Source organism: Actinomadura violacea (assembly GCF_017573465.1).
Taxonomy (GTDB): domain Bacteria; phylum Actinomycetota; class Actinomycetes; order Streptosporangiales; family Streptosporangiaceae; genus Spirillospora; species Spirillospora violacea.
Genome location: NZ_JAGEPF010000005.1, coordinates 34,489 through 54,088, shown reverse-complemented (window position 1 = coordinate 54,088; position 19,600 = coordinate 34,489). Strand labels below are relative to the sequence as shown.

General features: G+C 70.3%; 19 protein-coding genes and 1 pseudogene. 8 read left to right on the top strand and 12 right to left on the bottom strand.

Translation table 11 applies throughout. The features are described 5' to 3' along the window. The first annotated feature begins 102 nt into the window (after positions 1-102). The 3 genes from J4709_RS07990 (at position 103) to J4709_RS07980 (ending at position 2,752) form a co-directional block, all read left to right on the top strand. Positions 103-765 (top strand): TetR/AcrR family transcriptional regulator, encoded by a 663-nt coding sequence (locus J4709_RS07990; protein WP_208238653.1) that lies wholly within the window; start codon positions 103-105, stop codon positions 763-765. A gap of 245 nt (positions 766-1,010) precedes the next feature. Then, entirely contained in the window at positions 1,011-1,595 is a 585-nt protein-coding gene (locus J4709_RS07985; protein ID WP_208238651.1) for an RNA polymerase sigma factor, read from the top strand. Continuing rightward, on the top strand, positions 1,592-2,752 hold the full coding sequence (locus J4709_RS07980; protein WP_208238649.1) for a CU044_5270 family protein: 1,161 nt from the start codon (positions 1,592-1,594) through the stop codon (positions 2,750-2,752). Before J4709_RS07985 ends, J4709_RS07980 begins: the two co-directional genes overlap by 4 nt. 158 nt (positions 2,753-2,910) lie before the next feature. On the opposite strand, the gene J4709_RS07975 is transcribed toward J4709_RS07980, so the two are convergent. From J4709_RS07975 to J4709_RS07960, 4 genes are all read right to left on the bottom strand, one after another. Then, positions 2,911-3,690, bottom strand: coding sequence for a polysaccharide deacetylase family protein (locus J4709_RS07975; protein WP_208238647.1), 780 nt, complete (start codon positions 3,688-3,690; stop codon positions 2,911-2,913). Further along, positions 3,687-4,829: an MGDG synthase family glycosyltransferase gene (locus J4709_RS07970; RefSeq protein ID WP_208238645.1), complete on the bottom strand. Its 1,143-nt coding sequence runs from the start codon at positions 4,827-4,829 to the stop codon at positions 3,687-3,689. The genes J4709_RS07975 and J4709_RS07970 overlap by 4 nt, the downstream gene beginning before the upstream one ends. Positions 4,830-4,937: 108 nt before the next feature. Then, on the bottom strand, positions 4,938-5,351 hold the full coding sequence (locus J4709_RS07965) for a hypothetical protein (protein WP_208238643.1): 414 nt from the start codon (positions 5,349-5,351) through the stop codon (positions 4,938-4,940). A 286-nt stretch (positions 5,352-5,637) separates the two neighbouring features. Further along, a complete protein-coding gene (locus J4709_RS07960; RefSeq protein ID WP_208238641.1) occupies positions 5,638-6,225 on the bottom strand; it encodes a TetR/AcrR family transcriptional regulator in 588 nt (195 codons plus the stop codon). A 68-nt stretch (positions 6,226-6,293) separates the two neighbouring features. On the opposite strand from J4709_RS07960, the gene J4709_RS07955 reads away from it, so the two are divergent. Next, positions 6,294-7,040 carry a hypothetical protein gene (locus J4709_RS07955; protein ID WP_208238639.1) on the top strand — a complete coding sequence of 249 codons (747 nt, stop codon included), beginning with the start codon at positions 6,294-6,296 and terminating at the stop codon, positions 7,038-7,040. A 12-nt stretch (positions 7,041-7,052) separates the two neighbouring features. On the opposite strand, the gene J4709_RS07950 is transcribed toward J4709_RS07955, so the two are convergent. The 8 genes from J4709_RS07950 to J4709_RS07915 all read right to left on the bottom strand — a co-directional run bounded on the left by J4709_RS07950 (position 7,053) and on the right by J4709_RS07915 (position 14,477). Next, positions 7,053-7,298 (bottom strand): hypothetical protein, encoded by a 246-nt coding sequence (locus J4709_RS07950; protein ID WP_208238638.1) that lies wholly within the window; start codon positions 7,296-7,298, stop codon positions 7,053-7,055. Between the two features lies 1 nt (position 7,299). After that, a complete protein-coding gene (locus J4709_RS07945; protein WP_208238636.1) occupies positions 7,300-8,262 on the bottom strand; it encodes a sigma-70 family RNA polymerase sigma factor in 963 nt (320 codons plus the stop codon). After that, entirely contained in the window at positions 8,246-8,977 is a 732-nt protein-coding gene (locus J4709_RS07940) for a DUF899 domain-containing protein (protein WP_208238634.1), read from the bottom strand. The genes J4709_RS07945 and J4709_RS07940 overlap by 17 nt, the downstream gene beginning before the upstream one ends. 30 nt (positions 8,978-9,007) lie before the next feature. Continuing rightward, complete coding sequence (locus J4709_RS07935) at positions 9,008-9,715, bottom strand: hypothetical protein (protein WP_208238632.1); 708 nt, start codon at positions 9,713-9,715, stop codon at positions 9,008-9,010. 59 nt (positions 9,716-9,774) lie between these two features. Beyond that, complete coding sequence (locus J4709_RS07930) at positions 9,775-10,590, bottom strand: SDR family NAD(P)-dependent oxidoreductase (protein ID WP_208238631.1); 816 nt, start codon at positions 10,588-10,590, stop codon at positions 9,775-9,777. Continuing rightward, positions 10,587-11,345 carry an SDR family oxidoreductase gene (locus tag J4709_RS07925; RefSeq protein WP_208238629.1) on the bottom strand — a complete coding sequence of 253 codons (759 nt, stop codon included), beginning with the start codon at positions 11,343-11,345 and terminating at the stop codon, positions 10,587-10,589. Before J4709_RS07925 ends, J4709_RS07930 begins: the two co-directional genes overlap by 4 nt. Positions 11,346-11,991: 646 nt before the next feature. After that, the gene (locus J4709_RS56090; protein WP_372442044.1) at positions 11,992-12,429 is read right to left on the bottom strand and encodes a hypothetical protein; all 438 of its coding nucleotides are present in this window, start codon (positions 12,427-12,429) and stop codon (positions 11,992-11,994) included. Between the two features lie 428 nt (positions 12,430-12,857). Further along, on the bottom strand, positions 12,858-14,477 hold the full coding sequence (locus J4709_RS07915; RefSeq protein WP_307801067.1) for an MFS transporter: 1,620 nt from the start codon (positions 14,475-14,477) through the stop codon (positions 12,858-12,860). A 999-nt stretch (positions 14,478-15,476) separates the two neighbouring features. Between J4709_RS07915 and J4709_RS07910 the strand changes: the two genes are divergently transcribed. The 4 genes and pseudogenes from J4709_RS07910 (at position 15,477) to J4709_RS54575 (ending at position 19,530) form a co-directional block, all read left to right on the top strand. Continuing rightward, positions 15,477-18,368, top strand: a complete 2,892-nt coding sequence (locus J4709_RS07910; protein ID WP_208238628.1) for an ABC transporter substrate-binding protein — start codon at positions 15,477-15,479, stop codon at positions 18,366-18,368. A 189-nt stretch (positions 18,369-18,557) separates the two neighbouring features. Then, positions 18,558-18,751 (top strand): annotated as a pseudogene (locus tag J4709_RS07905) (transposase); the annotation flags it as partial. 11 nt (positions 18,752-18,762) lie between these two features. Then, the gene (locus J4709_RS07900; protein WP_208238625.1) at positions 18,763-18,945 is read left to right on the top strand and encodes an SDR family oxidoreductase; all 183 of its coding nucleotides are present in this window, start codon (positions 18,763-18,765) and stop codon (positions 18,943-18,945) included. A 264-nt stretch (positions 18,946-19,209) separates the two neighbouring features. Beyond that, a complete protein-coding gene (locus tag J4709_RS54575; protein ID WP_208238623.1) occupies positions 19,210-19,530 on the top strand; it encodes a carboxymuconolactone decarboxylase family protein in 321 nt (106 codons plus the stop codon). Positions 19,531-19,600: the final 70 nt, after the last annotated feature.

The window sequence follows — 19,600 nt, the reverse complement described above, 5'->3', positions numbered from 1 at the left end:
TCCTCCTCGGGGGCATCGGAGACGGGAACGTTTCCGATATGCGGAACGTCAATGTCCCAGATGGGGACAAGCGGAACCCAGACACTCGAGGACGAAAAAGCGGTGACGACTCCCAAGCCCGTTAACAAGCGCCGGTACCGCGGCATGGACGGCGACGAACGGGAATCCGCACGCCGTGAACGGCTGCTCGAAGCCGGGCTGGACCTCTTCGGCACCGTCGGCTACGCGGCCAGCACCGTCGAGGACCTCTGCCGCCGCGCCGGCCTGGCCAAGAAGTTCTTCTACGAGTCCTTCTCCGACCGCGAAAGCCTGATCCTGACCATCTACGACGTCCAGATCACCCGCGCCCAGGAATCGGTCCTGCGCGCCCTCGCCGACGCCGGCCCCACCGTCCCGGACCAGGCCGCGGCCGGCATCTCGGCGTTCATCAACACCGTGGGCGCGGACCCGCGCGTCGCCCGTTTGCTCTTCCGAGAGATCATCCGCTGCGCCACCCCCGCCACCGAGGAGCGCTACCAGCGGGCCAAACGCGACTTCGCCGGATTCATCGCCGGCACCCTCACCCGGATCGAGGGCATCCCCCACACCCCGCGCATCCAGATGGGCACCACGCAGATCATCGGGTCCATCAACGAACTCATGACCGACCAGGTACTAGGCCACCTCGACGCCACCCTCGACGAGATCATCGAGATCACTCTCACCCAGGTCGATCTCTTCTATCACCAGTACATGCGCGAGCTCGCCGAAGCCCAACACAGCTGAAGCAGTAAGACCGCGGAAAGGCGAGTCCAGGGAAAGCCGTTCCTGCATGGCGATGGTGGAGTTGACTGCGCATGGCGCGGTCGGCGGCGCGCAGTGCATCCACAGGGGGTCCCTCACGGGCAGTGCTTCACGGCCGGCCAGCAGGGCCGCTTGTGCGGCTCGAGTGAACTTTTCGGGGTGGTGCTGTAAATCCGGCCGTCCGTCCGGGATTTCGTCACGACAACCGATCCCGACGGGAGGTCTTCGTGGATGAACGCGGAACACGCTTCACCCGGCTGTACGACGAGTACCACCGGCGTGTGCTGGCGTACGCGCTGACGCACGCCGAACCGCACACGGCGGAGGACATCGCTGGGGAGACGTTCCTGATCGCCTGGCGGCGGCTGGACGAGGTGCGCGACCCGGCGCTGCCATGGCTGCTGGCCGTGGCTCGCAATCTGCTGCACAAGCAGCGTGACCGGGGGCGGCGGGGCCGCGACCTCGCCGCGCGGGTCAGGGCGCTCACCTCGCACGGCGACCTGGCCGCGTGGGACGTCGCCGAGCACGTCGTGGAGCGCGAGACCGTGCTCGCGGCGGTCGCGGCGCTGCCCGAACGCGACCTGGAGGTGCTGGCACTGGTCAACTGGCACGGGCTGGACACCCGCGAGGCCGCGCGGGTGATGCGCTGCTCGGGGCCGGCGTTCGCGGTGCGGCTGCACCGCGCCCGCAGGCGTCTGGCCCGTGCGCTGGAGGCGGCGGGCGACACCCCCTGCGCGGGGGACGCTGCGGACGGCTCCGCCCGCGCGTCCCGTCCCGCCGCCGCGCCCGTCGCGGGGAAGGCGGCCCGATGAGCTCCGGAGAGAAGAGGACGATGAAGGACGTCGACACCACGTTCCGGGCGCTGCGGCCCGCCGCGCTCGACGAGCTGGCCGGGGAGGCGCACGAGCGCCGCCGCGACGCCGAGGTGGAACGGATCATGCGCACGTCCGCCGAGCCGCGGACCGTCCCGCGCGCGGTGACGCGGCCGGGCAGGCGCCCGCTGCTTCTCGCGGCCGGTGTCGCGGCCGCGGCGGTGGTCGCCGGGGGAGGCGCCGTCGCCGTCACCGGAGGCGGGGACGGCCCCGCGAGACGGCACACGCCCGTCACGCAGCCGTCGCCGGTCGATGCGCGCACATTCCTGCTCGCCAGCGCGAAAGCGGCCGAGCGCGCCCCGGTCAAGCCGGGCCGCTACTGGTACGAGCGCATCCAGACCCGTGTCGTGCACGAGTACGAGCACGACCTGCCGGGCCACACGCTCCCGCGCCCGAGCCCCGGCTCCCGAAAGGGCCGGCCGAAGCTGGAGAGGCTTCCGTACACGTTCGTGACGACGGGTCGCCAGGAGAGCTGGACGGCGAGGTCGGCGCACGATCGCACCCGGACGATCACCGGGATCGGTGTGCGGGCGAGCTTCCCGACGCCGCGGGACCAGGCGCAGTGGCGCCGCGCCGGGGCGCCGGAGCTGCTGTCCAAGGAGGACCGGACCAGGTCGGTGAACACCTACGACATGCCGGTCCGGTACCAGATCGGGAACGCCCAGGTGTCGATGGACGAGCTGCGCCGGCTGCCGGTCGACGCGGCGGTCCTCGGCCGCGAGCTGCGCCGCCGGTACGAGGCGGACATGCGAAAGTCGGGCGGCGCGGCGAACGTCGACCCGTACCCGTACTACATCTGGATGACCGCGCAGGACCTGCTGGCTGGCCCGATCACGCCCGGGACCAAGGCGGCGCTCTACCGGGTGCTGGCCGGGCAGCAGGGGATCCGTTCGGACGGCCCGGTCGCCGATCCGGTCGGCCGCCGGGGCGTGGCGGTCTCGATGGGCGGCCTGGGGGGCCGCATCCGGCTGGTCATCGACCCGAAGACGGCCGAGTTGCTCGCCTACGAGTCCTTCGTGGGCGCGGACGGCGTCCCGGGGCTGTCGGAGACCTACGAGCAGACGGGCTGGGTGGACGCGCTGGACGAACGGCCCTGACCGCGGAACCACCGCAGATTGGGCGAAGGTCACCGAACGGGCGGCGTTCCTGGGCCGGCTTCCCCCATGAGCGCCGCCCGCCGCGCGGCTGTCGTTCGCCGAGTCGCGGCCGTCGCGGCGCTCCTCACGCCGGCGTTGGAAGCCGCTGCGTGAGAAGCTCAACGGCCACCCCGTCCCGGACCTGCGCCGTGCGGGGCGGCAGGCCGAGGGCCTTGCCGCGGCGCGTTCTGCCCGTGGTCGCGTAGGGGACCGACCGACAGGCCGCGGTCGCGTATCCCTTCCAAGAGCGGCGGCAGCGCGTCGAGCGTGTTCCTCCACGAGTCGGGTGCTGAGGTGCAGTCGGAGTCGTGGAGGAGCACGGTCCCTCCACCGCCGAGGTCGCGCGTGAGGGTCGCGAGGATGGAGGCGGGGGTCGCCGCGCGCGTCCAGTCCCGGCCCCAGTTCGTCCAGAGCACCGGCGTGAGGCCCAGGCGGCGGGCCGCCCGCAAGGCCGAGGAGCTCAGCACACCGTAGGGGGGCCGGTACCATCGCGGCACCGTCCCGGTGACCTGGACGATCGACTCCATCGCCCGGGCCATATCGTCGTACGTCGCGGCGGGCCCACGCAGCAGCATGCAGCGGTGCTCCCATCCGTGGACGGCGATCTCGTGTCCGGACTCGGCGAGTTCCCGGCCCAGGTCCGGGGCGGCCTTGAGCATCCGGCCGAGCAGGAAGAAGGTGGCCTTCACCTCGTGCTCCCGCAAGGCGGCCAGGAACGCCGGCGTCGAGCGCGGGTCCGGACCGTCGTCGAACGTGAGCGCCACATGGCCGGGCTCGCCGACGCCGGCCAGCCCGGGGAACAGCTGCCGGCGCAGCGGCCCGATCGACGTGACGGCCGGCGCGGCATACGCGGTGCCGAGGACGGCTGCCGCCGTCACGGCGAGGCGCGTGGCGCTCATCGAGACGCCTCCACCATCTCGGGCGCGGGCCGGCCGGTGGCCGCGGAGTCTCGTCTGGTCGCCAGGGCGGCGACGATCGCCGCCGGGTCGGCGGCTCCGGTGGACCCCATGGCGCGGGGTGCCGTCAGCGCCGTGAACAACGCCTCGGGCAGCTCGTCGGGTCTGCGTGCCCACGGCGCCCACCCGGACTCCTCCAAAGCGGCGGCGTTGGTCCTGCCGTGTCCCGGAAGGCAGCGGTAGCTGATGACGGGCAGGCCGGACGCCAGCGCCTCGAGGGAGCTGAGGCCGCCGGCGTTCTGAACCACGAGGTCACAGGCGCGCATCAACGCCGGCATGTCCTCGACCCAGCCGAGCGTGACGCCGACGCCGGAGCGGGCGAGCGTCTCCCGCAGCGCGGTGTTGCGCCCGCACACGACGACCGGCGTGACCAGCCGGGACGCGGCCACGTCCCGTACGGTGGCCGCCACGTCCCCGGAACCCCACGCCCCCGCGACCACCAGGGCCAGGCGGTCGTCGTCCGGCAGGCCGAAGTGCAGCCGTGCCAGCTGCCGTTCGAGGACGGACGAGACGGGCCGGAACCCGGGTCGTACGGCGGGCGAGCACACCCGGACGTCGGCCGCGCCGAGCCGTCGCGCCTGCGCCGCCGCCGTCGGGTGCAGCGCCAGGTGGGCGTCGGCCCCTTCGGCGATCCACAGGGGGTGTACGGACATGTCGGTGAGGTAGGTGACGACCGGGACCCGGAGCGCGCCGCGCCGCCGCAGCCGGCCCAGCGCCTGGCTCGCGAGGGGGTAGGTCGACACGACGACGTCGGAGCCCGCCGCCGTACGGGCGAGGCGACGGGCGGCCAGCCCGCTCAGGGCACGTGCCGCCGCCGCGAGCTTCCGGCGCCGGTCCAGCGCGCTGAACAACCGCTCCCAGCTCTCCGGGGCGGCCCGCAGTTGCAGCGCGTACGTCTGCCGCAGGAGGCGGCCGAGCGAGGCCGGGAGGAGGTCGAGAAAGTCGTGGCGGCCGACGGTGAATCCGGCTTCGCCGAGCCGGCGGGCCAGCTCGCTCGCCGCGCCGTCGTGCCCGGCGCCGACGCTCGCCGACACGATCGTGACGTGCCGTCTGGTGCCGGGGTGGATCAAGGAGGGGTTCACGACCTGGTGCTTTCTATTTCGACGCGATGGAACTCGGCCGTCGCCGGCCGGATGGGGGATCGGGGAAGGGAACGCTCGCCGCCGCGCGTTCCGCGTCGGCGGCGACCGTCACGACCGGGGGCCGCGCCGGATGCGCAGGCGGCCGCACGAGGTGCCGCGGTGCTCGACGCCGACGGTGGTGAACCGCCCGTACGCGATGGCCAGCCAGCAGAACCCGCCGACCGCGATCACCTCTGCGCGCTGCTTCCGGCCGGCCCATCGGCCGCCGGTGAACAGCACCACCGGGAGGGACGAATCGGCCGGCAGCCGGCCCCAGGCGATGGCGCACGGGCGTCCGAAGGAGACGCCGCGCCGGGCGCCTCGCAGCATCTCCGGCGCCACCGATGACCGCACGACGACGTCGACCAGGGTCTCTGCCTCGTACATCTCCAGCGCGGGCCGCTCCGTAGCGGCCTGGCCGAGCCGAATCGCCCACGGGGTGCCGGTCAGGCACTGCTCGACGGGCGCCGCGCTGGTGGCCATGTGGTGATCTCCTTCCGTGCCCGCCTCATCGGGCACGGGATCAGCGTCGTCGTTCCGGGAGCGGAGAACAGTAACGCGGCCATCCGACTTCGGGTGGCACTAGATTCACCATTGGCCATCCCGCCTGCCCTACCGCGGTCGCATCGCCAAGGCCGTCCACACCCTGCAGCTCCGCAAGACCACGTAACGCCGGAAGAAGCTCAGCGTTGTCGGCCGGATATAGGGGGCACTGGAACGGCTACTCGTCGGGCGACGGGGACGATCTCCGAGGTTGTGACGCAGGCACTTAGCGCGCGTGCCGTGTCAGCTCGTCCAGGTGGCGCGCGACGATCAGCCGCGCCTTGTCGGGCGTGAGGGCGTCGGGCCGCATGGCGATGTGCACCGCGAGGCCGTCGAGCAGCGCGTGGAGGCGGTCGGTCTCGAGTTCCACGTCCAGGCCCACCACCTCTCCGGCGAGCCCGTCGACCAGCCGGCGGCACCCGCCCCGCAGGACGTCGTAGCCTTGGTCATGAACGGTCCGCAGTTCGGGGTCCACCTGCGCGCGCGCCGTGAAGGCCAGCCACACCTCGTTCTCGGCGGCGCGTTCCGGGTCCAGCGGCAGCAGTTCCAGCAGGACGCGCTCGGCGCGGCGGCGCGGATCGGGTTCCGACGGCAGCGCCGCGATCCGCGCCTCGATCCGTTCGATGACCGCACGCAGGGTGAAGGACAGCAGCTCCGCCTGGGACGCGAAGTAGTGCCGCAGCGACCCCATCGACAGGCCGGCCTCCTGCGCCACGTTGCGGACCGAGGCCGCCGACAGACCGTCGCGCCGGACGACCCGCCACACCGCCTCCACCACATCGGCCCTGCGCTGTTCGGGATCCACTTTCGCCATCTCCCCTTCCTAGCACACGCGTGCTACTTTGTGACTAGCACGACTGTGCTACTCAAAGGAGGAAGAGCATGGCTCGTCTCCCCGCGGGCTCGCGCCCGGCCCGCATCACGCTCGCCATCACCGCCGCCATCGCCGTGCCGGCCGGTGCCGCCCTCACCATCGGTGGCGCGCTCCAGGCGGGCTCCGGCGGCCGCTTCGGCACCGCCGAGCACCGCTTCACCACGCCGACCGCGGCCCTGAAGACCGACGAGATCGATGTCGGCGCGGACACGGCCCGTCCGGCGGATCCCGATCCCGACGTGGGCGAACTGGCGCATGTCCGGATCGTGGTGCGCCCCGCCGACCCGCGCACCCGGCTGTTCGTCGGCATCGGACCGAAGCGTGAGGTCGAGGCCTACCTGCGCGCCGTCGCGCACGACGAGTTCGCCTCCGCGGAGCTCTCTCCGTTCCGGGCGGCCTTCACCCGGCACCCGGGCGCCGCCCGCGCGGCATCCGCACCCGCGCACCAGCCGTTCTGGGTAGCGGCGTCCTCGGGACCAGGCGTCCGGACGCTGAACTGGAACAAGACACACGGCGCCTGGTCCGTAGCAGTGATGCGCCTGGACGGATCGCCCGGCCTCGACGTCCACGCCTCCGTCGGCCTCCGCTTCGCCTTCCTCCTTCCGTCCGGTCTGACCCTCCTCGCCGCAGGAGCACTGATGCTCCTCTACATCCGCCTATCCCGCCGCACACCCCACCAGCCGCCCAGCGCCCCGACCGCAAACGCCCCGGCCACCCCCACCCGCCCAAGGCGCGACGCCCACAACAACCTGTAGGTGCCTCTTTGCTTATTCGTGCGATGAACGACAGTGGGCGTCGCAGAGGTCGATGGCGATACGGAATAATCGGTCGCGTTCTGATTGCCGATGCTGTTGATCGTCTTGGTGATCGAGTGCGCGATGGTAGATCTGCCGCATGACGCGGTCGGCGGCGTCGGCCGAACCGAGCATGAGGTGGCAGAACAGTCGCAGCTGTGCCTGTAGCCCCTCGTTGTGCTGGGTGGTGCTTTCTGATTCGGACACGCCGTTGGCCATGTCAGAGCCCGAATAGTGGAAACAGCCCTGAGCCGTGGAACGCGACGATCCGGCAGGCGCCCTCGGTTGTGAGTGTCAGTACGTGCAGCGCATGTGGGCGGTGTGCGCCGTCGCGGCCGCGGGCGTACACCGCGAAGGCGGGTTGTCCGTTGGCGGAGGCGGGGACCAGCGCGGTCGGTCCGATCACTCGCATCTGCTTGGCCAGGAAGGCGAGAATGGTGTCGCGGCCTTCGAACCAGGTCACGATCGGCGGCATTTCCCATCTGGCGTCCTCGGTCAATACCGCGACGAGTTGATCGACGTCCGCGGTTTCGAAGGCGGTGACGTATCGGTCGAGCAGGGCCCGCTGTCGTGGCTCGGCGGGCTCGGTCAACTCGTCTTGACTGAGCGGAACCTGGGCTCGGGCGCGTTGGAGCGCGCTGTTGACGGCCGCTGTCGTCATCTCCAGCAGTTGTGCCACCTCGGCGCTACGCCATTGCAGCACATCGCGGAGAATCAGCACGGCCCGCTGTCGCGGCGGCAGCTGCTGGAGCGCTCCTACCAGCGCGAGCCGCATAGTCTGTCGTTCCACCACGACCGTCGCCGGATCGGCCGGTGCGGCGGTGAACAGGAAGTCGGGCATCGGCTGGAGCCACGGCACCTCCCGAGCCTGCGGACCGAGCGCCGCATCCAGGTCTGTCTGGGGGGCGCCGAGATCCGCGGGCAGAGGCCTGCGTCTACTTTTTTCCAGCGCCTTGAAACAGGCCCGGGTCGCGATGCGGTACAGCCAGGTACGCAGCGACGACCGTCCCTCGAACGCGTTGTAGGCACGCCAGGCGTCGAGGTAGACGTCTTGCACCACCTCTTCGGCCTCGTCGACCGAGCCGAGCATGCGGTAGCAGTAGGCGAGCAACTCACGCCGGAACGGTTCGCTCAGCCTTCCGAAATCGTTGTCGCCGGCCTTGGCTTCAGTCACGGTGCGCATGATTCGCCGATTCTGTGGTGGTGGGGTGCGCGGCTCGCCAGGCCGGGCCGTATTCGTCGTGTCGCTTCAGCCACGCGTATCGCGGCACCTGGGGGTATCCGTCGGGGGAGTCCTCCCAGTCCTCTTGGCGTCCGAGTGCGGTGAAGTCGAGGGAACCCAACGTCGCTCCCATCGGCTCGTGTTCGCGATCGTTGATGAAGTACGTGCGGTAGACGTTGTCGCCGTCGCGGATGAATGCGTTGGTGCCGTACCACTCGGCCACGCCGAAGTCGGTGTCGAAGCTGTCAGTGATCGTGTACCAGGGCATGGCCCAGCCCATGCGCGCTTTCATCCGCTCGATGTCGGGTTGCGGTGCGCGTGAGGCGAACGCGAGCGTGGTGTCGCGGGCGTGGAGATGCGCGAGATGGGCGACCTGGTCGGCCATCAGCGAGCAGCCGAGGCAGGCGTGGTCGGGCCAGCCGTCCACGCCCGGCTCGAAGAAGGCGCGGTAGAGCAGCAGTTGACGGCGGCCCTCGAACAGGTCGAGCAGCCGGGCGGCGCCGTTCGGACCGTCGAAGGCGTATTCCCGATCCACCTTCAGCCACGGCATCCGCCTGCGCTGAGCGGCCAAAGCGTCCCGGGCGCGGGTCAGTTCCTGCTCCTTCGACGACAGGCGCAGGCGGGCGGCCTCCCATTCCGCCGGCGTGACGACCTGGGCCCGGGAGGTGTCGTTCATCGTGTTGTCCCTTGTGCGAAGGAATTCGGATCAGTGGACGGCGATGTCGGCCATGTCGATGGCGACGAAGACGATCTGGTCGTCGCCCATTGGGGCGTAGGCCCGTCGCGTGGCGGGGATGACGATGCCGTCGACGTCGCGGTAGTCGGCGGCGTAAAGCTGCGACTCGACCGTCCGGCCGACGATGTCGATGGTGAAGTCGTGGCGGCGCAGCAATTCATCTGGGCCGAAGCAGAACACCTGCGTGCGGGTGTGGCTCTTGATGTGTTCGGGGAAGGTCACTTTCAGCCGCCGCCATATTTCGCCGTCGGCCTCAATCGGGGCGATCTCCTCGCAGACGAACCCTGGCCAGGTGAACAGGAACGGCGTATTCAGGTACGTCCACAGTGCTTCCCCGGTGAAGTAGGCGAGATGCAGGTCGTCCCACGGCGTCTCGAACCGGTGGCCGTCGAACGACCGTTCCGGGTCGTCGCGTGCCTCGACCACCGTGCCGATCGGTCGTTGCAGGACGACCCGGCCGGGTTCGAAGACGGACCGTCGGTCCTGGCCGATGAAGTCCATGGTCAGCCGTTCCCGAGTGGTGTCCACCTCGAAGTGGACCTTGGTCAGCGCGTCGGCTTGTCCCTTGATCTGCCAGAAGGCCCCGGTGATAGCGGCGTCGACGGCGATCGTGTGGCTCCGGTTCCACCGGTCCACGCCACCGTGCGCGGCGACGGCGCTCGCGAGTAGATCGTTCATTGCTTTTGCTCCTCTGCAGGGATGCCCGGCCGCCGAAACGGCGGCCGGGGCGAGCCGGGTCAGTCGACGATGATTCCGCCGGTCAGGTTGGCGACGGTGCCGGTCATCGCGGATGCCCGGTCGGAGGCGAGGAACACCGCGGCTTCGGTGAGTTCGGCCAGCGTGGTCGGGCGTTTGCGGTGGCTCATACCGCTCGCCAGCGCGGTGAACTGCTCCTTGGTGATCCCCAGCGCGTCGGCGTGCAGCCCGTACACGACGTCGATGACGGGTGTCTCCACCATGCCCGTGGTGCGTAGGCAGATCGCGCGAACACCGTGCTGGGCCCATTCGGCCGACAGCGCGCGGTTGAGACCTTCCATCGCCGCCCAGCCGACGCTCATGCCGCCGACCAGGGGCAGCGGGAAGCGCGCCGGTTCCGGTGTGTGCATCATGATCACACCCGACCGCCGGGCGATCATGTGCCGTGCGGCGGATTTCGCGGTGATGAAATGGGCCTGGGCGTACGTGGTGATCGGGCGCAGGAAATTCTCGGCCGGCAGTTCGGTGAGCGGTATTCCCTGCAATCCCACGGGCGAGATTCCGATCGCGTTGAACGACACGTCGATGCTGCCCGCATCGGCGACGACCGCGTCCAGATGCTCGGTCACGGATTTCTCGTCCCCGGCGTCCACCGCGGCGGTCTCGACCTCTCCACCCGCGGCGGTTATCTTCTTCGCGACCGTGCCGATGACGTCGAGATTTCGCCCGGTCAGGAACACCCTGGCGCCTTCGTGAGCGAAACCGCGGGCCACCGCGCTACCGACCGCGCCGCCCGCGCCGTAGACGACGACATTCTTGTTCTCCAGCAACATGACCTTCTCTTTCTGGTCGTTCACGCCATCGGGTGAAGTCCGTGGCCGGTGAGCTGGTACTCCCGGTGCTCGTCCCGGTTGTCCGTGTCCTGGCACAGTCGCGCGATCTCGGCGCCCACGATGGCCGGGGTAAGGAGTGGTTGCAGCGCCGCCGCGAAAGTGTCGGTGTCGATTCCCTGCCGCTGGGCGTATGCGGCGACCCCGGTGGCACCGAGTTCGGTGGCAGGCGTCAGTTGCGGCAGCACGGTGGCGAAGCCGATGCCGAGCCGGGCGCGGCGGGATTCATCGGCGGCGTATCCGGCGAGAAACCGGATCATCGCCTTCGCGCCCGAGTATCCGCCGCTGAGCGGTGAGCCGCGCCGGGCGGCCCCGCTGGATATCGCCACCACCAGGCTGCCTGGCGTCAGCGGATGGCGCAGTGCCGCGCGGATCCAATGGAAAGCGTGCCGGGTGTCGACCTGCCAGTTGCGGCTGAACGATTCCCAGGACTGTTCGTGTATCGGGCCGATGGCGGGTGCCGCGCCCGCGTTGAGCACGAGCAACGTCGGTCGGTGTTGCTCGATCAGGGTGCGGGCGGTCTCCGCGTCGGTCGCGTCGGCGACGACCGGGACGAACGCCGCCCCCAATCGTCGGTGCACGGCGGCCAATGCGTCGGCGGTGCGCGCAACGCCGACGACCTGGTGACCTTGGTCGATCAGCGCGGCGGCGATCGCCGATCCGAAGCCGCGGCCCGCTCCGGTGACCACCGCCGTGGTCTGTGACTGGCGCGATGAGCTCATACCTATACAGAGGCGAGCTCCCCGCGAAATTCATCGCTGCGACTCGTCCGGGTTGCCGGCCGGCCGCCTTACGAGGCGATCGGCCGCCTCGGATGCTGGAGCGGCCGCGCTCGTCGGTGCCTTGACAGGGGCAGGCGTTGCGCACGCGGAGGTCAGAGGTCGATCACGACCTTGCCGCGGACGTGCTGGGCCGCCAGGCCTACCCCGCCCACCTGCACCAGGCCGGGTTCTCCGACGGACGGCCTTCGCGTGGCGCTCATCGACTTCGACCTCGCCCGGCCGACCTCCCGGGTCGCTGACATCCCCAACGCCCTCTACCAGTGGGCGCCACTGCTACATCTCAGGACCGGGCCCCGGCCGGTGCGGACATCCCGCACCGCGCGGCGGTATTCGCCGACGCCTACGGAATGTCCGATCGACAGCCGCGCGACCTGGTCCCCTTGGCCAGGCGCATGGTCAATCGCTTCCACCTGCCCAGTCGAGCGGCAGCCGGAGCCGACCGCATGCCGCGAGCCGAAGCATGGCTCGCACAGTGAGGGCCCGCCATCGCGGCCGGCTCATCGCTGGCTGAGACAGCACGACCGGTACCCGGCGCTGGCCGCCCCGGAACTTGGCGTGACAGCGGTCGACGCCCATCTCTGCCACGTCACCAGCAGCGGCAGCGGCTTGCGGCCTGCTCGCAGGCCAGATGCACCTTGCTGGTCCACCCGCCACGGGAAGGCCCCAACGCGTGATCAGCCGGCTCGTCCTGCACGCCACCAGGCGGCTCCTGCCCGGCCGGATCGATGCGGGCTCCGGCGGCGTGCTGGTGGGGCCGCACCGTCATGTCGTGGAACTCTCGGACCAGTTCGGCGACCCGCGCCAGGCTCTCATCACTGCCGACCGCGGAAGGCTGAGCCGCCTCCCACGCCACATGACCGTCAACGAAGCTCAGCACCTCCCTCCTCTTTTCATCGATCCCCAAGAACCGCGGCGCCCCGTCCCAGCCAGCCCGCTCCAACAGGTCAAGGAGCCGATGAACAAACTTCGCACGAGCGGCAGGTCGTCGATGCACGGTGTCGCCAACACGGACACTGAAGTTCACGAAGCCACCAGGCAGCGAGGACCCAGACACCCGACCATCCTGCCCCGCCGCTACCGCATATTCGCAATAACGTGCCCCCTCCACCGCCTGTCCACCTGGCAGGAAATGCGACGCGACCAACCCGACCTCTTCACCAAGGCCCGCCTCGCACGTACTCGACCAGCCGGGCGTAGCCGGCGCGCACCACGGCGTGTCACTGCTTCTGGATGCCGGGGCCGCAATGATGGCGGGCGGGCGCGGCCCTGGCATCGTGCGGGGAGCAGGTCGGGACCGCGGACACCGTTGACCAGCCTTCTCGGCGTGCTCGCGTCACCTCCGCAATGATCACCCCGAGCGGAATGGCCAATAGGGCCGCACCCGCCACGCCGCGTCGGCCCCGCCCCGGCGGGGCGAGGCCGACAAGGCGGGACGTGTATCGACGAGGTGGTTCAGTGGGCGGTCCCGCCGGTGGCGGGGGCGCGGCCGTGGCGCATGATGAGTGCGGCGATCAGCGCGATGAGCGAGGCGCCGGCTGCGAACAGGAAACCGACCTCGTAGCCGCGGTCGGCGAACACCTGCGGAATCTCCTGGACGACGGGCGGCTGCCCGGCCACCGACACCTGGGCCTTGACCGGATTGGCGTTCAGGAACGCGGTGGCCACCGCCAGGCCGATCGCCACGCCCATGCTCTGCATGATGCCGAGCATGCCCGCGCTGACACCCTGCTGCTCCTGCGGGACGGCCTCGATGATGAGGTTGGGCGTCGCGGCGTAGTAGGCGCCGAAGCCGATCCCGAATGCGGCGCTGACCAGCGTGAACACCACCCAGGTGTGTGGCAGGAACGCGTAGGTGACACCGCATGCGGCCATGATGGCCGCGGCCAGCAGCAGCGGGCGCCGGGGGCCGGCACGGCGCGCCCACACGCCGGCCAGCGCACCGAACACCATTCCCAGCACCGCATTCCAGATGGCGATGTGCCATGCATACTCCAGCAATGAGAAGCCGTTGCCGTAGGAGTAGCCGGGATCCAGGGCGACGTGGACCGCGCTCGGGGGGAGGGGGTGGCCCGTCTTCTGCTGGACGGTCTGGAGAGTGGATTGAACGACGGCCGATTTCAGCGTCTCCTGGTCGGGGCTCTGGGTCATGTAGCCCATCGCGTAGTTCTGGAACCCGATCGCGAACGAGGCGAACAGCGCCACGAAAAGCACCATGCTGACCCGGGGGGCGAACAGCAGCCGCAGATCCATGATCGGCTGCCTGGAGCGGGACTCGATGACGACGAACGACACGACCAGCGCCAGCCCGGCGACCGCCCAGCCCCACGCGCTCGGGCGGCTCCATCCCCAATCCTGTCCCTTGTCGAGGTAGAGCAGGACCAGCCCCGCGCCGCCGGCGAGCAGGACGGCGCCGATGATGTCGAGACGTTCGCGCACCCGCAGCCGCGACTCCGGCACGATCGCCATGACCAGTGGGAACAGCACGGCGGTGTAGCCGAACAGGAACCAGAAGATCGCCCGCCAGCTGAAGTTGTCGACCATCCAGCCGCCGACGATCGGCGCGAGCAGCGCCGAGAAGCCCAGGCCGGTCGAGGCGACGCCGATGCCGATCGGCACATATCGCCGCGGAAGCAGGTCGCGGATCAGCCCGTAGGCGATGACGGCGGTGGCGATGGCCATGGCCTGCAGCCCGCGGCCGATCAGGAACCAGGTCCAGGAGCCGGTGACCGCGCAGATCACACAGCCCGCCATGAACAGCATGCCGCACACCAGGAACATGCGTTTCTTGCCCCAGATGTCGGACATCTTGCCGATGAGCGGGGAGGCGGCGGCGCCGATCAGCCCGAATATGATGATCGCCCAGTTCAGGTTGGCGCCCACGGTGGGGAACGCCGGCGCGATCTGCCGCAGCGCAGCGGAGATCATCGTGTACTGCAGCGGCGCGACCTCGGTGAACAGCACGATGACCGCGAGGACGGAGAAGATCCGCAGAGGCGAGGAGCCATCGAGGCGGCCGGTGGCGTCACCGGGCTCCTCGGGGATCGTGGCGTCGGTGGGGGGAGATGTGGACACTGGCATCCTCCCGAAGCAGGGGTGGGGGATCGGATGGGGGCCGAGAAGGGGGGCGTTCTCGGTGCCGAACATCGGGAGCCACTGCGATACCACGATTGCCGGGACGCGTTGTTCGCGCCATTGGCGTTCGGTGAGGTGCGACACAATGTAAGAGGGGTCACTCGCCACGGTGCTGCTGCTTCCCGCTGACCGGGAACCCGGAATCCGATAACGGGCGGCAAAGAGCACACGGCCATCCGAATTTCTTTGGAGAGTTCCCTGCCGGAGAGTGGGCGCCGTCAAAGGTGGCGCGCAGGCAACCTCATTGAGATCCTCGGCCATGCCGAATGCCACCGCCCCCGCGGCGGCGCGGGTTGGCGTGTGCGCTGCACGTGCAGCCCATGACCGGCACGGAGGCCCACCACGGCACCTTCAAGCACTTGATGCGCCGCTGCAGGGGGAAGGGTATGCCGGCCGGTGCCCGCCGCCCTCACCGCGCGAGGGCGAGTCCATGACCGCGATGAGGGCTTGGGTGCGTTTAGGGGGCTTGACGGCACGGCGGGGTCCGGCCGGTGTGATTGCACGGTTCGCACTAGTCGTGGGACGGCTTTCGTTCGATCACCATGAAGTTGCAGCCCAAGCACTGGAGCCGTTCACCAGGACGGCGCCCGCGCCATCCAGTGCAAGGCGATGCCCGTCAACGGTGGCGAGCGTCTCGCCGCCATCCGCACGACGCTCGATCGCCCCGTCTGGCATCGGCAGGTCGGTGGCGGCTCCGGTCTGCGCTCGGCCGCCCCGCCGAGCAGCCCGACCCGCGGCGGCTACGCCTCTCCATGCAGGAGAGGGACGTCCCGCCCGGGCGCATCGTTGTCACCGAACTACGGCGCCCGCCCGGGACATCTCGGAAATTTCCGATCCATTTCGCTATACGCGACGTCCAATGACTCAAGGGCGCGTGCAGGAGGCGCGTGTCGAGAAGAGGAGCCGCCGGGGGACGAGGGCGAGAGCGAGGGGTTTTCCATGCCGGGCGACGGCGACCGGATCCTGTCGGAGGATCGGCTGCGCGGGGTGCTCGACCTGTTCGAACGGCTGCGGGAGCGGCCGCCGTGGCGCTGGCGGGAGCGGCTGCGGCCGCTGCTCCTGCTGCTCGGCCCGGCGGCGGCCGCCGGGCACGTCGCGGAGATGTTCAAGAACCGGTGCGAGCAGGAGCGCGCGCCCGTCTCGCACATCGCCGCAGACACCCCGGCGACGGACGTCGCAGGCGTGCTGCGGGAGGCCAAGCGGGAGTTGTCGCAGCCGAGCAGCCGGGCGCGCGGGGAGCCCGCGCTGCGGTTCCCGCTGCTGGAGATGGCGCTGTGGCTGCGGGACCTGCGGGAGATCCGGCTGGCCGGCGACCAGTCACCGCCCCGGTACGCCTCGCCGTCGGAGCGGGAGAACTTCCAGCTCGTCCGGCGGCTCACGCATCCGCCGGTCGGCGACAACGAGAACGCGCGGCGCCGCGAGCTGAACCGGGTGATCCGGCGGCGCGGCCGGGACGTGCTGCGGGACCTGGAGGAGCCGCGCAGCCGGACGGCGAACTTCCTGTCGTTCCTGGAGCAGATCGCGCCGATCGGCGTCGCGGTCGTCGCGCTGATCAGCGCCGGGACGGCCGCCGCGCTGGACCTGGCGTCGGCGGTGCTGGCGGCGGTGGTCGGGCTGGCGTTCGTGACGGTCCAGATCGTCGCGCGGACGCGGGGCTGGTACGGGGTGCGGCGGTTCGGGTGGTTCGTCGGGCAGCCGTACCTGCAGCGCGACTCCACCGGCTTCCTCGGCTTCGCCCTCAACGTGTTCGACCCGCGGCCGGTCGAGCCGGACGACCACGCCGAGCAGCTCGACCTGCTGCTGGTCGCCGCGTTCCTGGAGGACCTGCGGCGCAACTACCGGCGCGACTACCGGCGGGCGGCGTGGGCGCGGGTCCGCTACCCGGTGCTGATCTTCGAGCATCTGGCGCCCGGGCATCCCGGCGTGCGGGTGGTCGAGTACATCGAGCACGTCCGCGCCGACAGCGGCGACGGCGCGGCGCTGCCCGGCTTCGACCCGCTGATCGTCACCGCGGGCGTCGATCCGACCGCGCCGGCCGAGGACGACCCGTCCGCCGCGTCCGGGCCACGGCTGGTGGACCGGCTTGCGCAGGCGGTCCGGGTGGACCTGTGGTCGGGGGAGCCGCAGAGCGTGTTCGCGGCGCGCGCGCTGTGGGACCGGTACTGGCGCGAACAGCGGCGCGTGGGCGTCCTCGGGTCGCGGCGGGAGCTGCGCGTCGACATCACCCGCGACCCGGGCGGCGACATCCCGCCCGTCCGGGCGGTGCGGCGCCGGCCCCGGATCGCGCATCCGGCGCTGCCGTGGATCGTGATGGTCGCGGTCGCCGCCGCGTCGATCACGGTCATCTCCGTCCAGGTGGACCGGTACTGCTCGCCGTTCGGCATCAAGCGGACGGCGTCCGGCGAGTGCATCGGCATCACCGACGGATCGTTCAAGTTCGGCGAGGTCAGCGACGGCGAGAACAACGACAACCGGCTGTCGTCGGTGCTCGGGCGGCTGAAGAGGCAGAACGACGCGGTGGCGCGGTCCGGCAAGCCGTACGCGACGGTCGTGTACCTCGGGCCGATCACCGCCGACCCGGCCATCCAGAACCGGCAGCTCGACCTGCTCGCGGGAGCGGAGGGCGAGCTGGTCGGCGTGGCGATGGCGCAGGAGGAGTTCAACGCGGCGAGCCAGAGCCTGCGGATGCGGGTGCTGGTCGCCAACGCGGGCGCCCGCTTCCAGCACGCCCGGCAGGTCGCCGAACAGATCCGCAAGCTCGCGCGCAAGGACCCGTCCGTCGTCGCGGTCGTCGGGTTCGAGCAGAGCCGAGCCGAGACGCAGGACGCGATCAAGGTGCTGTCGAAGTCGGCGCTGCCGATGGTCGGCACCGCCAACAGCTACAACGAGACGGGGATGCTCGACCACAACGCGGGCTTCTCCCCGTACTACTTCCGCCTCGCCCCGCCCAACAAGCGGCTGGCGCAGCACGCCGCCTACTGGGCGAGCCACGGGCAGGTCGGGGGCAAGCCCGCCCGCACCGTGGACGTCATCTACAACGCCGACCCGCACGACCTCTACAGCAAGGATCTGGCCGCGTCGTTCAAGAGCTCCTTCACCGGCTACGTGAAGGGCGGGCAGGTCTCGGTCCGCGATTACACCAGCCCCGGGGACCTCGGCAAGATCGTCCACGAGCTGTGCCAGAAGCCGCCGGACGTCTTCTACTACGCGGGCCGCTCCGACGAGTTCCGCACCTTCACCAACGTCCTGCAGCACACCTGCCCCAGCGGGCAGATCGTCCTCGCCGACGACGAGATCGCCAAGTACGTCAGCGACAACGCCCCGCAGATCGGCCAGGTCGCCACGTTCCGGCTGTTCTACATGCCGCTCGCCGCGCACGAGGCGTGGACGAACGCGTGGGTCGGCGACCGCCGCAACGTGTTCTTCAACGCCTACCCCGGCGCCGTCGACTCGATCATCGGCAGGCGCGCCCCGCGCGACCTGCGGCCGTCGGAGACCCGGGCCGCCGTCAGCTACGACGCCGCCTCGATGATCGGGTTCGTCGCGAACCAGGTCTTCACCGCGCAGGCCGCGCCGCCCACCGCGGGCGGGGTGTTCGCCGCGCTCGACGACCCGGGCGACGGCCCGCTGTGGAACGGCGCGAGCGGCGTCCTGCGGTTCACCGGACGCGACGACGGCCACGTGGTGGAGGACAAGCCCGTCCTGCTCGCCACCGTCGGCACCGACGGCGCCGTCGAGGTCAAGGAGGTCTGCGGCCGCCTCGTCACCGGCCACCAGGCCAAGGCGGACTGCCCGCCCGGCGACGCCACGCCGTCCGAACCGTCCCATTGAAGCCCCACGGAACGAAGAAGGCACGGATAAAGAGGCGCGAAACGAGGACGCGCGAGGGCACTCGATTCCGGGATCCGGGCCCGTTCCGCGCGTTGACGCTACTCAACGCGTCGGTGAGAGGGACAGCCCGCGACAATATCTGAAGACGATCGTTTCGTTAGGTGTGATGGTTGGTGATCTGCCACCACGATGGTGGGGCGCCTGGTTCCAGATGAGTTGTGGAGCTGATCCAGCGGGTGGCGCCGCCCGCACCAGCGCGTCCGCAGGGCGGTGGGCGGCGTCGTGCGGGTGACCGGGAGGTGCCGGCGTTGATCATGTTCGCGGCCACCACCGGCTGTGCCTGGCGGCAGGTCCCGCCGGCGTTCGGTGCCTCCTCGCAGACCATCTCGCCCCCATGGTCGCCGACATGCTCGAAGGCCAAGCCGAGGCCATGGCCGACATCATGAAGCAGCAGCCCGTCGGCCGCCTGGGCACCGCCGACGAGATCGCCAACGCCGTCCTGTGGCTGTGCAGCCCGGCCGCGGCCTTCGTCATCGGCGTCGCACTGCCGGTCGACGGCGGCTTCACCACCCACTGAGATCGACCTCGCAGCTCAGACAGTGAGCCGGCCGTGCGTCTTCCGGCAGGCCGCCGCAAGACGCACGGCCGTCCCACACGCTGTCGGGGCTCACGACACGGTTCTTACCGGCACCCCCACCCAGATCATCAGGCCAGGCTCTCGGCTTCTGACCTGCGGTTATCTGGGTAGTGGACAGTCGTGGGGCTGCTTGTTCCCAGGCTGTGCCGGGATCGACCGAGCCCACCCGAAAGCCGACCGACCTTCCACCATAGGAGTTCTTCCGTGCCCAAGCAGTCCGCCCCGCAGGAACTCGCGCAGATCGCGCCCAAGCTCGTCGACGTCACCAACGAGGTCCTGTTCGGCGACATCTGGGAACGCCCCGGCCTGTCCGCGAGGGACCGAAGCCTGGTCACCGTCAGTGTGCTGGCGGCCCTCTACCGCAGCGAGCAGGTCGGTTACCACCTCGGTGTGGCCCTGGACAACGGGCTCAGCGTGGAGGAGCTGTCCGAGGCGATCACGCACCTGGCGTTCTACGCCGGCTGGCCCAACGCCATGACCGCGATCACCCTGCTGAAGAAGATCGCGGACGAGCGCTCTGCCTGATCCCCGGCGCGAGCAGCAGACCGGCGCCGCACGACCAGCGGGGCGTAGTGAGCCCAAAGAAGAGGAACAA

What these genes read in the sequence shown, in the direction of transcription:
- J4709_RS07980 (WP_208238649.1), top strand. Translation starts at nt 1,592, where the DNA reads ATGAGCTCCGGAGAGAAGAGGACGATGAAGGACGTCGACACCACGTTC.
- J4709_RS07975 (WP_208238647.1), bottom strand. Translation starts at nt 3,690, where the DNA reads ATGAGCGCCACGCGCCTCGCCGTGACGGCGGCAGCCGTCCTCGGCACC.
- J4709_RS07965 (WP_208238643.1), bottom strand. Translation starts at nt 5,351, where the DNA reads ATGGCCACCAGCGCGGCGCCCGTCGAGCAGTGCCTGACCGGCACCCCG.
- J4709_RS07960 (WP_208238641.1), bottom strand. Translation starts at nt 6,225, where the DNA reads ATGGCGAAAGTGGATCCCGAACAGCGCAGGGCCGATGTGGTGGAGGCG.
- J4709_RS07955 (WP_208238639.1), top strand. Translation starts at nt 6,294, where the DNA reads ATGGCTCGTCTCCCCGCGGGCTCGCGCCCGGCCCGCATCACGCTCGCC.
- J4709_RS07950 (WP_208238638.1), bottom strand. Translation starts at nt 7,298, where the DNA reads ATGGCCAACGGCGTGTCCGAATCAGAAAGCACCACCCAGCACAACGAG.
- J4709_RS07945 (WP_208238636.1), bottom strand. Translation starts at nt 8,262, where the DNA reads ATGCGCACCGTGACTGAAGCCAAGGCCGGCGACAACGATTTCGGAAGG.
- J4709_RS07940 (WP_208238634.1), bottom strand. Translation starts at nt 8,977, where the DNA reads ATGAACGACACCTCCCGGGCCCAGGTCGTCACGCCGGCGGAATGGGAG.
- J4709_RS07935 (WP_208238632.1), bottom strand. Translation starts at nt 9,715, where the DNA reads ATGAACGATCTACTCGCGAGCGCCGTCGCCGCGCACGGTGGCGTGGAC.
- J4709_RS07925 (WP_208238629.1), bottom strand. Translation starts at nt 11,345, where the DNA reads ATGAGCTCATCGCGCCAGTCACAGACCACGGCGGTGGTCACCGGAGCG.
- J4709_RS07910 (WP_208238628.1), top strand. Translation starts at nt 15,477, where the DNA reads ATGCCGGGCGACGGCGACCGGATCCTGTCGGAGGATCGGCTGCGCGGG.
- J4709_RS07900 (WP_208238625.1), top strand. Translation starts at nt 18,763, where the DNA reads ATGGTCGCCGACATGCTCGAAGGCCAAGCCGAGGCCATGGCCGACATC.